The following is an 11,530-nucleotide window of genomic DNA, read 5'->3' as shown; positions in this document are numbered from 1 at the left end:
CGCCGAACAATTATTCAGAAGAACCCCCATCCGGGATCCGGATGGGGGTTCTTCGCGTTTCCGGAAGTCTCCGGAAGTCTCCGGAGCTCAGTTTCCGGGGAATCAGTTGCCCCGGCGGGACAGCCAGCTTCGCCGGCGCGGTGCCGCCACCGTGCCGACGGGCGGCAGGTGGAGGGTGGCCACGGCGCTGCGGATCAGGATGCGGACCCCCTCGGCGGCCGTCTCGGCCGACATCGAGGCGCTCTGCTCCCGGCCGGAGGCCTGGCTCGGCAGGTACGGAAGGCGCGCGAACCCGCCGCGCAGCTCCGGGCGTTCGGTGGCGATCAGGTGCGCCAGCCCGTAGAAGACGTGGTTGCAGAGGTGGGTGCCGGCGGTGTGCGAGACGGTGGCCGGGATCCCGGCCTGCTGGACCGCCTCCACGCAGGCCTTCACCGGCAGGGAGGAGAAGTACGCGGCCGGGCCGTCCGGTACGACCGGCTGGTCGAGCGGCTGGTGGCCCTTGCGGTCGGCTGTCCGGACGGCGTCGTCGAGGTTGATCGCCACCCGCTCGACCGTGAGGTCCGGCCGGTTGCCGCCCTGGCCGGTGGCGATGACCAGGTCCGGCTCGAACCGGGCCACCGCCCGGCGCAGTTCGGCGATCGAGTCGCCGAACGCCCAGGGCAGCCCGGCGAACTCCAGGGCCACCCCGGCCGGCGGACCGGCGGCGACCAGTCGGCCCGCCTCCAGGGACGAGTTCAGGGGATCGCGGCCGAACGGTTCGAAGGCGGTCAGCAGGACGCGGATGATGGCGGACCTCCGAGCGTGCGGGAACGTACGGACCCGATTTGTGCCGTTCGAGCGTAGGGCCGTCCCGAATGTCCCGGCAAGCCCCGCCGCTCTCCGGTGGACACGATGACCTGATTCCTCGTCGTGACCTGACCTCTCGTGACCTGAATTCCCGTCATGTGCGGTGCAGTGCGCCGTCCGCGCGGAGCGAGGCGAGGGTGGGGTAGCCGTCGACGGCCATCAGGAGGTCGGCCTCGGCGAGCAGGGAGCGCAGTACGTGGACGATGCCGTCGGTGCCCTCCAGGGCCAGGCCGTAGGCGTACGGGCGGCCGACGCCGACGGCGGTGGCGCCGAGGGCGAGGGCCTTGACGACGTCGGTGCCCGAGCGGACGCCGGAGTCGAAGAGGACGGGCAGGCCGTCGGCGGCTTCGACGACGCCGGGGAGGGCGTCGAGGGCGGCGAGTCCGCCGTTGGCCTGGCGGCCGCCGTGGTTGGAGCAGTAGACGCCGTCGACGCCGCCGTCCCTGGCGCGGCGGACGTCCTCGGGGTGGCAGATGCCCTTGAGGAGGATCGGCAGGTCGGTGAGCGAGCGCAGCCAGGGCAGGTCGTCCCAGGTCAGGGGGTTGCCGAAGACGCCGGCCCACTCCAGGACGGCCGCCTGCGGGTCCTCCTCCGGGGCCTTGGCGAGGCGGGCGCGGAACACCGGGTCGGAGGTGTAGTTGGCCAGGCAGTGGCCGCGCAGCTGGGGGAAGTTGGCGGTCGCCAGGTCGCGCGGGCGCCAGCCGGTGACCCAGGTGTCCAGGGTGACGACGATGCCCCGGTAGCCGGCGGCCTGCGCCCGGTGCACCAGGCTCTCGGCGAGCGCCCGGTCGGTGGGGGTGTAGAGCTGGAAGAAGCCGGGAGTGTCGCCGAACTCGGCGGCCACCCGCTCCAGCGGGTCGACGGTCAGCGTGGAGGCGACCATCGGCACACCGGTCCGGGCGGCGGCCCGGGCGGTGGCCAGGTCCCCGTGACCGTCCTGGGCGCACAGGCCGATCACCCCGATCGGAGCCATGAACAGCGGGGTCGGCAGCCGCATCCCGAACAGGTCCACCGACAGGTCCCGTGCACGCGCGCCGACCATCATCCGCGGCACCAGGCCCCACCGGCCGAAGGCGGCGACGTTCGCCCGCTGGGTGGACTCGTCGCCGGCCCCGCCCGCCACGTAGGAGAGCACGGAGGGCGCCAGCGCCGTGCTCGCCCGCGCCTCCAGTTCGGCGAAGGCCATCGGCATCGTCGGGAGCACGCCGCCGAGCCCGCGCAGATAGATCTCGTTCTGGTAGTCGCCGAACCGCCCCTGGAACGCCGGATCCATCCGCTGGCTGTCCATCCGTCGGCCGTCCTCTCGTCCTCGGCCACCCGGGACCGTCCCGGCCGGCGGTGCCGTCCGCGGCTCCGTCGTACGGACGGACGGGCTGACGGCACCCCGGCATTCTCACCGCGGACGGAGCGGACGGCCAGGGTCCGGCCGGGGGTGCGTCACCGCGTCGGCCGTCTCACGGCGTCGGCTCGGGACGGACCCGGTGGCCGTGCCGCCACACGGCGGCCGCGGCGAGCAGGGCGACCGTCCCGCCGAGCAGCATGACCGTGCCGGGGGAGGAGTGGTCCACCGCCAGGCCGCCGGCCAGCGCGCCGATCGAGAAGGCGGCCTGGAACGCCGAGGTGAAGACCACACCGGCACCCTCCGGGGCGTGCGGGGCCGCGGCGAGGAACCAGCTGAGCGCGCAGACCGGGACGGCCCCGTAAGCGGTGCCCCAGAGCGCCAGCAGGACGGCGGCGCCCGGACCGCCGGTGCCCAGCAACGGCAGCAGCAGCGCCGCGGCGGCGAGCAGGACGGCCGCCGTGCCGAACACCGGACGCAGTGCCCCGGCCGCCCGGCCCCCGGCCAGGAGGTTGCCGAGCAGTCCGGCGGCGCCGTAGAGGAGCAGCAGGGCGGTGATCAGGCCGGGGCCGGCGTGGGTGGTGCCGGCGAGGAAGGGGGTGACGTAGGTGTAGCTGCCGAAGTGGGCCGGCACGATCAGGAAGGTCACCAGGATGCCGGTCCGGGTGCCCCGGCCGGCCAGCAGACCGCGCAGCACTCCCAGCCCGGTGACGGTGAGCGGGGGCAGCGGCGGCAGCGACCGCAGGAGGGCGGCCAGGGCGAGCAGGGTCAGCGCGGCCATCGCGAGGAAGGCCGTCCGCCAGCCGGCCAGGGAGGCGAGGAACACCCCCGCCGGGACGCCGAGCACCGAGCCGAGCGGGACGGCGGAGAAGATCACCGTGTTGGCCCTGGCCCGCCGGTGCTCCGGGACGAGGCGCGGGGCGAGCCCGGAACCGATCGACCAGAACGCCCCGATGACCAGGCCGAGGACGATCCGGGCGGTCAGTACCGCCCAGTAGGCGGGGGCGAGGGCGCTGAGCAGGTCCGCCAGGGTCAGCACCAGCAGCAGCGCGCAGAGCATGGTCCGCCGGTCCGCGCGCCGGGTCAGGACGGTCACCAGGGGCGCGGCCACCGCGGCGACGATGCCCGGCAGGGTCATCATCAGCCCGGCCGTGCCGTCGGAGATCCGGAAGGTGGTGCCGATCGGCGTCAGCAGGCCGATCGGGAGGATCTCGGTGGTGACGATGGAGAACACGCCGGTCGTCACGGCGAGGACGGCGAGGGTGCCGCCGTCCCGGGGGCGCGGGCCCGGGGCGGTCGGGCCCGGGGTGGTCGGGGCTGGATGGAGGGTGGTGCCGGTCGGCATGCCGGAGGTCCCGTCGCTGGGTGGTGGGTTCGTGAACCGAAGTCCAGCAGTACGAAGGGGGGTTGGGCTGGCGTGAATCCGACGTCAACGCTTCCGTGCCGGGTCCGCGGCCCGGCCTTCCCCGGCGGCCGGGGGTTCCTCGGCGGGGCGGCCTTCCTCGGCGAGATGGCGGCCTTCGGCAGGAATGGGGCCTTCGGCGAGGCGGCGCTCTTCGGCGAGGCGGCGCTGCTTGGCGCGATGGGCGAGCACGCCGAGGATGCGCTGCCAGGTCGGCGAGGCCTCGGCGAGCCGGGAGAAGATCACCGCCTGCTTGCCGGGCCGGCTGCTGTCCCGCCCGTGGGCGGCCTCCCAGGCGTCCAGGTCGTCGATCAGCCGGTCCACACGGGGGTCGTCCGGTTCCCAGTCGAGCGACTGGTCGCAGAGCAGGAACAGCCGCATCGTCTCGGCGTCGCCGAAGCTGGCGTTCTTCTCCCGGATACCCCGGCGCATGGCCTCCGGGTCCAGGGCCTGGTGCAGGATCCAGGTGTCCCGTTCGAGCAGCACCGACCGCTCGCTGACCCCGAGCGCGCGCATCCGGTCCAGGATGGCGACCACCTCGGGCGGCAGCGCGAGCCGCTCGCCGCTCGCCAGGTCGGCGATCCGGCGGCGGTGCTCGGCGAGTTGGTCGATCCGGTGCCGCAGTTCGGCGTCGAGGTCGGTGATGGCGGCGGCGAACTCCTCCGGCTGCGCGTGCAGCAGCGCGTCGATCCGGGCCAGCGGCACCCCGGCGTCGGCGAGCGTCCTGATCCGGATGAGGTCCACGGCGGCCTGGGCGCTGTACCGGCGGTAGCCGGAGCGGTCGCGCTCGGGCTCGGGCAGCAGCCCGACCTGGTGGTAGTGGCGGACGGTGCGCACGGTCACGCCCGCGGTCGCGGCGAGTTGACCGATCGTCAGCACCGTCCGGCTCCGGTTCCGTTGAGGATTCGTGGCTGTGGCTGTGGCTGTGGCTGTGCGTGGCCGTGGCCGAAGTCTAGGCGCGGCCCGCCCGGTCCACGACATCGCGGATCGCCCGGACCACGACATCGGTCCGCTCGAAGACGAACTGGCTGTGGCCGGTGTCGGCGAGGAGGCGCTGCTCGCCGTTCGAGACCCTGGCCACCATGTCCGCGTACAGCCGCGTCTTGCCGTCGTGCATCGCCTGGAGGAGCTCCTCCGACATCAGCGCCTGCTGGCCGGGGTCGACGCCCAGCGGGGTGAGCGCGATCAGCGGGACGTCGGGGAGGTCCGCCCCGGCCCGCAGTTCGACGGCCAGTTCGGGCATCGAGGCGCGTTCGGCGATGCCGGCGTGGATCCAGCGCTCGCTCACGTGGTACTCGGTCACCGCGTCGCGGACGTCCGCCGGGTAGTCCACGAGCAGTTCCTCGCACAGCTGCCGGATGGCGGGGAGCGCCTGCCGCAGCTGCTCCTCGGTGGGCGACAGGCGCCGGGTGGCGGCCAGGCTCGCCTCGGCGGGCATGTAGTCGTCCCAGTCCCGGTGGAAGGCGTCCAGCCAGACCAGTCCGGCCACGTCCTGCGGGTACCGCTGGGCGAACCCGTGGGCGTACGCGCCGCCGAGCGAGTGCGCGACCAGGACGTACGGGCCGGGCACGGCCTGGGCGCGCAGCAGTTCGCGCAGTTCGGCCGCGACCTCGGCGGCGGTGCGGGGCAGCGCGGCCTCGTCGCTGAAGCCGGTGCCGCCGCGGTCGTACACCACGGCGGTGGTGAACTGCGCGACGCCCTGCTGGACACCGAAGTAGTCCAGGCCGATGGCGCTGGCGCCGGGCAGGAGGACGACGGCGGGCCCGCCCGTGCCCTGGCGGTGCAGGTAGAGGCGGCGGCCGTCGACCTCCTGGAAACCGCCGACCGGGGGGTGGAGCGGGGCGGTGGAAGTGCTCTCGTTCGTCATGCGGCAAGCCTCCAACCCTGACGTAGCGTCAAGGTCAAGCGTTCGTCGCGGGGAGTCTGTCGGGTGCTCGGGTGGGCAGGTTCTCGGGTGCTCGGGTGGGCAGGTTCTCGGGTGCTCGGCTGGGCAGGTGCTCAGGGGTCTCGCCTGCTTGAGCGCCGGGGCCGATGGTCGTGGTGAAGCGGTTGCGGTACTCGGTGGGCGTGGTGCCCAGCCGGCGGGCGAAGGCGCGGCGCAGGGTCTCGTCGCTGCCCAGGCCGCTGAGCCGGGCGGCGGCGGTGATGCTGTGGCCGTCGAGGAGCAGCTGTCGGGCGCGGTCGAGGCGGACCCGCTCGACCCAGCGGGCCGGCGTGGTGTGCAGCTCGGCCTGGAAGAGCCGGGTCAGGTGGCGGGTGCTGACGGCGGCGGTGGCGGCCATCGCGGGCAGGCTGTGGTCGGCGCCCGGGTCGGCGAGGACGGCGTCGGTGAGGGTGCGCAGCAGGTCGCCGCGGGCGGGCGGGGTGGCCAGGGCGGTGGAGAACTGCGACTGTCCGCCCGGGCGCTGCATGAAGACGACCAGTTCGCGGGCGATGGTACGGGCGGTCTCGGCTCCGTGGTCGTGCTCGACCAGGGCGAGGGCGAGGTCGATGCCCGCGCTGATGCCGGCGCTGGTGTGGTAGCGGCCGTCCTGGACGTGCAGGGCGTCGGGTTCGACCAGCACCCCGGGGTGGCGGAGCGCGAGGGTGGGGGCGTGGCGCCAGTGGGTGGTGGCCCGGCGCCCGTCGAGCAGCCCCAGCGCGGCGAGCACGAAGGCGCCGCTGCACACCGAGGCGACCCGCCGTGCCGGTCCGGCGAGGCGTTCCGCGGCGGCCAGCAGGTGTGCGTCGGGGCCCCGGGCGGCCAGGTGGTCGGCTCCGGCGACGACCAGGGTGTCGAGGGGTTCCCGGCTGTCCCGGGGTGCGGCGGTGTCCGCCAGGGCCACGCCGTTGGAGGCGGTGACGGTGCCGCCGTCCGGGGAGACCAGGGCGGTCCGGTACGGGTGGCCGAGCCGTCCGGCCTGGTGGAAGACCTCCAGCGGACCGCTGACGTCGAGCAGCGTCACCCCGTCGAACACGAGGAAGGCGACCCGGCGCGTCATGTCCGGATCCGAGGCCCGGCTGTCTGTACCGACATGGCGGCAGCCTACGCCCGGGGGCGAGGGTGGAGGAGTCGACCGAACCGCTCCCGCAGACGGAGGAACCATGACGAACGAGACGATCGCGGGCGTGCGCATCCCGGACAGTGCCCTGGCCCGGGAGGCGACCGAGCTGGTGCGGGAGGCGGCGTCGCCGCTGCTGTTCGACCACTCGCGCCGGGTGTTCCTGTTCGGGGCGTTGCGCGGCGCCGAGCAGGGGCTGGAGTTCGACCCGGAGCTGCTGTACGTGGGCGCGATGTTCCACGACCTCGGCCTCACCGGGCGCTTCGCCAGGACCGACCAGCGGTTCGAGATCGACGGCGCCGACGAGGCCCGTCGCTTCCTGGCGGCCCACGGCATCACCGGGGAGCCGGCGCAGCGGGTCTGGACGGCCATCGCCCTGCACACCACGCCGGAGGTCCCGCTGCACATGGCGCCGGAGATCGCCCTGGTCACCCGGGGCGTGGAGCTGGACGTGCTGGGAATCGGCTACCACGCGATCTCCGCCGGGCAGCGGGCCGCCGTGGTCGCGGCCCATCCGCGGCCCGACTTCAAGAACCGCATCCTGGCCGCGTTCACCGAGGGTGTCGAGGGCCGCCCGGAGACGACCTTCGGCAACGTCAAGGCGGATGTGCTCGCCCACTTCGTGCCGGGCTTCGAGCGCGGCGACTTCGTGGAGGTGATCAGGGGCTCCGAGTGGGCGGAGTGAGCCGGATCGGGGGTTCGGAGGCAGCCCGAAGGCCCGGCCGGCGTCGGCCGGCCGGGTTTGACGGCGGGTCCGGCTTCCACCACCCTTCCACTAATCAAATAGTGAAAGGGTACTTTGCCGATGCCCGCTTCCGTCTCCCCGCCGCGAGCCCTGCTGTCCGCAGCCTCCGCGTCCCCCGTTCCCTCCGCTGCTTCCTCCCCTTCGGCCCCTTCCACCGCTTCCTCCCCTTCGGCCCCGACCACCTCGTCCGCGCTTTCCGCGCCCTCCGCCCGGTTCACGACCCTGCTGGCCCTGCTCGCCCGCCGCCCCGCCGCGCTCGCCTGGGGCCTGGCGGCCGGGTTCGCCGCGCTCTACATCTGCGTCGCCGTCAACCGGCACCGGCGCGGCCTCACCAAGGCCTACGACCTGGGCATCTTCGAGCAGGCCGTCCGGGCGTACGCCCACGGGCAGGCGCCGATCGTGCCGCTCAAGGGGACCGGCTACCACCTGCTCGGGGACCACTTCCACCCGCTGATCGCCGTCCTCGCCCCCGCCTACCGGGCCTTCCCGAGCCCGCTCACCCTCGTCGTCGCCCAGGCGCTGCTGATGGCGCTGGCCGTCGTCCCGCTGACCCGCTGGGCCCACGAGGTGGCCGGGGCGCGGGCGGCACTGGTCGTCGGCTGCGCCACCGGGGCCTCCTGGGGGATCGTCCGGGCGGCGGCCGACGACTTCCACGAGATCGCCTTCGCCGTCCCGCTGCTCGCCTTCGCCGCCACCGCACTCGGCCGGCGCCGGCCGCTCGCCGCCGCGCTCTGGTCGCTGCCGCTGCTACTGGTCAAGGAGGACCTGGGGCTGACGGTGGCCGCCGTCGGTGTCCTGATCGCCTGGCAGGCCCGGCGGGAGCGCCGCCGCAGCCCGCTGCCCGGGCTCACCCTCGCCGTCGTCGGCCTCGCCGCGACCGTGCTCACCGTGCTCGTCGTGCTGCCGGCCTTCAACCCGAGCGGGGGCTTCGACTACTGGCAGCAGCTGGACGGCGGCGGGCAGGGCTGGCAGGCCTCGCTCCGGGCGCTGCCGCTGCGGCTCGGCTGGCCGCCGGTCAAGTGGCTGCTGCTGTTCCTGCTCGCCGCCACCGCCGGCTTCGCCGGTGTGCGCTCGCCGCTCCTCCTGCTCTGCGTGCCCACCCTCGCCTGGCGGCTGCTCTCGGCCAACCCGCACTACTGGGGCGTCAGTTACCACTACAGCGCGGTGCTGATGCCGATCGCGCTGGCGGCCCTGGTCGACGTCCTGCGGCGTTGCGACGCCCGCCGCGTCCGCCGCGCGCTCGCCGTCAGCGCCCTGGTGACCGCCGTGACGCTGCCGCTCTACCCGCTGCACGAGGTGGTGATGCCCGAGGCCTGGCGCACCTCGCCCCGGCTCACCGAGACCCGGGCGATGCTCCACCGGATACCCGACGGCGCCGCCGTGGCCGCCTCCAACCGGCTGGCGGCGCAGCTCACCGGCCGGGCCGAGGTCACCCTGGTCTGCCGGGCGCCGGTGGGCCCCGGACCGCAGTGGGTGGCCGTCGACGTGCGCGACCCGAGCGTGCAGGCCCCGTGCGCCACCGCCGACACCGCCCGGATGCTGGCCCTCTACCGGGAACGCGGCTACCGACCGCTGGTCGAGCAGGACGGCCTGCTCCTGCTGCAACGTCCCTGAAGGACCTCTGTCGGGCACCCTCCGGGGGTCCGGCTTGACCCACGTGCCGCCGTGGGCCACTATTCCACTATTGAACTAGTGAAAGGCCGAAACGCCGGTGATCGAGTACCGCATTGAGCGGCGCAGCGGCGTCTCCACGTACCAGCAGATCGTGCAGCAGACCAAGCAGGCCCTGCGACTCGGACTGCTCCAGCCCGGAGACAAACTGCCGACCGCCCGTGAGGTGGTCGAACTGACCGCGATCAACCCGAACACCGTGCTGAAGGCCTATCGCGAACTCGAACGCGAAGGGCTGGTCGAACCCCGCCCTGGTCTCGGCACCTTCGTCCGGCGCTCGCTCGCCCGGCCGGAGGCGGCCGCGGACGGGCCGCTGCGCGCGGACCTGGTCGGGTGGGTGGACCGGGCCCGGGGGGCCGGCCTGGAGCGCGAGGACATCGCCGCGCTGATGGCCTCCGTCCTGGAGCAGCGCTTCGACACCGGGGTCTGAGGACCCCTCGGCAACACCGAACAGAGAACAGTGGGGGGACCGGGTGGACGACCCGACGACCACGGCGCCCGCGTCGGCGCCGGCCCTGGAGGCCGAAGGCCTCGGCAGGAGGTACCGAGGCGGCTGGGCCCTGCGGGGCTGCGACCTCACCGTCCCGGCCGGGCGGATCTGCGGAGTGGTGGGCCCCAACGGCGCGGGCAAGAGCACCCTGCTCTCCCTGGCCGCCGGCCAACTCGCGGCCACCGAGGGCGGACTGCGGGTGCTGGGCGCCACCGCCGGTGATCCCGGGCTGCGCGCCCGGATCGCCTACGTGCCGCAGGACAAGCCGCTCTACCCGGGCCTCACCGTCGCCGAAACGCTGCGGATGGGCCGCGAGCTCAACCCGGTGTGGGACGCGGACGGGGCCCAACAGATCGTCGACCAGGGCGAGTTGAACCCCAATGCGCGGATCGGCTCGCTCTCCGGCGGCCAGCGCACCCGGGTCTGCCTCGCCCTCGCCCTCGGCAAGCTCCCCGACCTGCTGCTGCTCGACGAGCCGATGGCCGACCTCGACCCGCTCGCCCGGCACCAGCTGATGGGCGCCCTGATGTCGTCCGCCGCCGAGCGCGGCACCAGCATCGTGCTGTCCTCGCACATCCTCCCCGAGCTGGACGGCGTCATCGACCACCTGCTCCTCGTCCAGCGCGGACGCGTCCGGCTGGCCGGCGACCTGGAGGAGATCCTCGACGGGCACCGGCTGCTCACCGGCCCGGCCGCCCAGGAGTCCTCCCTGGCCGCCGAGTCGGTGGTCGAACAGCGCGTCAGCGGCCGCCGGGCCATCGCCCTGGTCCGCACCGACGAGCCGGTGGACGGCGAGTGGGAGAGCGAGCGCCCGAGCCTGGAGGACCTGCTGCTCGGCTACCTCCGCGGACCCGCCGAACCGGCCGACCGCAAGGAACCGAACGAGGTGGCCGCATGAGCACGACCGTCCTGCCCGACCGCACCACCGCTCCCACGGCCTCCACCAAGCCCGCCCTGCGCGGAATCCTCTGGCTGGTGCTCCGCCAGAACCGGCTCCTCCTCTGGACCCTGGGCATCCTGCTGGTCCTGGCGGTCGCCGACCTTCTGTGGATCCACTTCACCAGCAGCCGGATCGTGAGCGAGCTGCACCGGACCGACTGCTACTACCCCGAGACCTGGGACCGGCGCGAGTGCTGGAACCGCCTGGAGCCGATCGACCGCCCGAACTTCTGGTACCTCCAGGTCCTCCAGCCCGCCGTCACCGCGGTCCCGCTGCTGACCGGCGTGTTCGTCGGCGCCCCGCTGCTGGCCCAGGAGTACGAGCGCGGCACCATCCGCCTGATCCGGGCCCAGTCCGTCAGCCCGGTCCGCTGGCTGGCCGTCCGCCTCGCCGTTCCCGGCCTCGCCGTCCTGGCCGCCGCCGGCGTGCTCGCCTCCCTGATGACCTGGGTGTGGTGGACGGACATCGTGCACGGCCCGGCCGCCTTCGACCCGCCGTTCCAGTTCTTCACCTACCCGGTCCTCGGCCTCGCCCCGATCGCCTGGTCCCTGTTCGCCCTGACCCTCGGCGTCCTGATCGGCCAACTCGTCCGCCGCACCCTGCCCGCGATGTTCCTCACCGGCGCCCTCGTCGCCGCCGCCCACGGCCTCGTCCTCTGGGCCCGCCCCCACTTCTACCCGGCCGTGGAACAGATCGCCGCCGTGGGCACCCCCCAACCCACCAACGCCTGGCTCCTCGGCCGCGGCATCGTCCTGCCCGACGGCACCCACGCCAGCACCGACTCCTGCCTCTTCTCCGCCCGCGCCCCCGGCTGCGACGAGGCCATCGCCTCCTGGGCCCGCTTCCACCCGGCCGACCACCTCGTCCCCATCCAACTCGTCGAGGCCGGCATCCTCCTGGCGCTCACCCTGCTCCTGCTGCTCACCGTCTTCCGCCGCATCCGCGTCTAGGGGCGTGCCTGACACTTCCCGCCGGGTGCGCGGATTGTCAGACACGCCCCGGCGTCACCGCTCCGTCGAGCGGGCGACGACGACCCACGGCCAGGACCCGAGTCAC

11 protein-coding genes are annotated in these 11,530 nt (G+C 74.0%); 5 read left to right on the top strand and 6 right to left on the bottom strand.

Annotated features, from left to right (window positions below; translation table 11 throughout):
- Positions 1-102: 102 nt before the first annotated feature.
- The 6 genes from pcp to ACFVHV_RS32605 form a co-directional block, all read right to left on the bottom strand.
- Positions 103-786 (bottom strand): pyroglutamyl-peptidase I, encoded by a 684-nt coding sequence (gene pcp / locus ACFVHV_RS32630; RefSeq protein WP_359910899.1) that lies wholly within the window; start codon positions 784-786, stop codon positions 103-105.
- Between the two features lie 154 nt (positions 787-940).
- Positions 941-2,134, bottom strand: coding sequence for an alpha-hydroxy-acid oxidizing protein (locus tag ACFVHV_RS32625; protein WP_380355953.1), 1,194 nt, complete (start codon positions 2,132-2,134; stop codon positions 941-943).
- Positions 2,135-2,300: 166 nt separating this feature from the next.
- Complete coding sequence (locus ACFVHV_RS32620) at positions 2,301-3,530, bottom strand: MFS transporter (protein ID WP_380355950.1); 1,230 nt, start codon at positions 3,528-3,530, stop codon at positions 2,301-2,303.
- A gap of 84 nt (positions 3,531-3,614) precedes the next feature.
- Positions 3,615-4,466, bottom strand: a complete 852-nt coding sequence (locus ACFVHV_RS32615) for a MerR family transcriptional regulator (protein WP_359910889.1) — start codon at positions 4,464-4,466, stop codon at positions 3,615-3,617.
- 73 nt (positions 4,467-4,539) lie between these two features.
- A complete protein-coding gene (locus ACFVHV_RS32610; RefSeq protein ID WP_359910886.1) occupies positions 4,540-5,454 on the bottom strand; it encodes an alpha/beta hydrolase in 915 nt (304 codons plus the stop codon).
- A 34-nt stretch (positions 5,455-5,488) separates the two neighbouring features.
- Entirely contained in the window at positions 5,489-6,568 is a 1,080-nt protein-coding gene (locus tag ACFVHV_RS32605; RefSeq protein ID WP_380355946.1) for a GlxA family transcriptional regulator, read from the bottom strand.
- A 103-nt stretch (positions 6,569-6,671) separates the two neighbouring features.
- Here ACFVHV_RS32605 and ACFVHV_RS32600 point away from each other — a divergent pair, with 103 nt between their 5' ends.
- The 5 genes from ACFVHV_RS32600 (at position 6,672) to ACFVHV_RS32580 (ending at position 11,424) form a co-directional block, all read left to right on the top strand.
- Complete coding sequence (locus ACFVHV_RS32600) at positions 6,672-7,313, top strand: HD domain-containing protein (RefSeq protein ID WP_380355943.1); 642 nt, start codon at positions 6,672-6,674, stop codon at positions 7,311-7,313.
- Between the two features lie 120 nt (positions 7,314-7,433).
- Entirely contained in the window at positions 7,434-8,987 is a 1,554-nt protein-coding gene (locus ACFVHV_RS32595; RefSeq protein ID WP_380355940.1) for a DUF2079 domain-containing protein, read from the top strand.
- A 97-nt stretch (positions 8,988-9,084) separates the two neighbouring features.
- Positions 9,085-9,474 (top strand): GntR family transcriptional regulator, encoded by a 390-nt coding sequence (locus tag ACFVHV_RS32590; RefSeq protein WP_380355937.1) that lies wholly within the window; start codon positions 9,085-9,087, stop codon positions 9,472-9,474.
- Between the two features lie 43 nt (positions 9,475-9,517).
- Positions 9,518-10,432 (top strand): ABC transporter ATP-binding protein, encoded by a 915-nt coding sequence (locus tag ACFVHV_RS32585; RefSeq protein ID WP_380355934.1) that lies wholly within the window; start codon positions 9,518-9,520, stop codon positions 10,430-10,432.
- Positions 10,429-11,424: a hypothetical protein gene (locus ACFVHV_RS32580; RefSeq protein WP_380355933.1), complete on the top strand. Its 996-nt coding sequence runs from the start codon at positions 10,429-10,431 to the stop codon at positions 11,422-11,424. Before ACFVHV_RS32585 ends, ACFVHV_RS32580 begins: the two co-directional genes overlap by 4 nt.
- The last annotated feature ends 106 nt before the right edge of the window (positions 11,425-11,530 follow it).

It is taken from the genome of Kitasatospora sp. NPDC127116 (assembly GCF_042677365.1).
In the GTDB taxonomy this organism is placed as follows: Bacteria; Actinomycetota; Actinomycetes; order Streptomycetales; family Streptomycetaceae; genus Kitasatospora; species Kitasatospora lactacystinica.
This window is presented reverse-complemented; position numbering and strand designations above follow the sequence as displayed.

Excerpts from the sequence above, each read along its gene's own strand:
- ACFVHV_RS32595 (WP_380355940.1), top strand. The coding sequence starts at position 7,434 with ATGCCCGCTTCCGTCTCCCCGCCGCGAGCCCTGCTGTCCGCAGCCTCC.
- ACFVHV_RS32610 (WP_359910886.1), bottom strand. The coding sequence starts at position 5,454 with ATGACGAACGAGAGCACTTCCACCGCCCCGCTCCACCCCCCGGTCGGC.
- ACFVHV_RS32620 (WP_380355950.1), bottom strand. The coding sequence starts at position 3,530 with ATGCCGACCGGCACCACCCTCCATCCAGCCCCGACCACCCCGGGCCCG.
- ACFVHV_RS32605 (WP_380355946.1), bottom strand. The coding sequence starts at position 6,568 with ATGACGCGCCGGGTCGCCTTCCTCGTGTTCGACGGGGTGACGCTGCTC.
- ACFVHV_RS32625 (WP_380355953.1), bottom strand. The coding sequence starts at position 2,134 with ATGGACAGCCAGCGGATGGATCCGGCGTTCCAGGGGCGGTTCGGCGAC.
- ACFVHV_RS32600 (WP_380355943.1), top strand. The coding sequence starts at position 6,672 with ATGACGAACGAGACGATCGCGGGCGTGCGCATCCCGGACAGTGCCCTG.
- ACFVHV_RS32580 (WP_380355933.1), top strand. The coding sequence starts at position 10,429 with ATGAGCACGACCGTCCTGCCCGACCGCACCACCGCTCCCACGGCCTCC.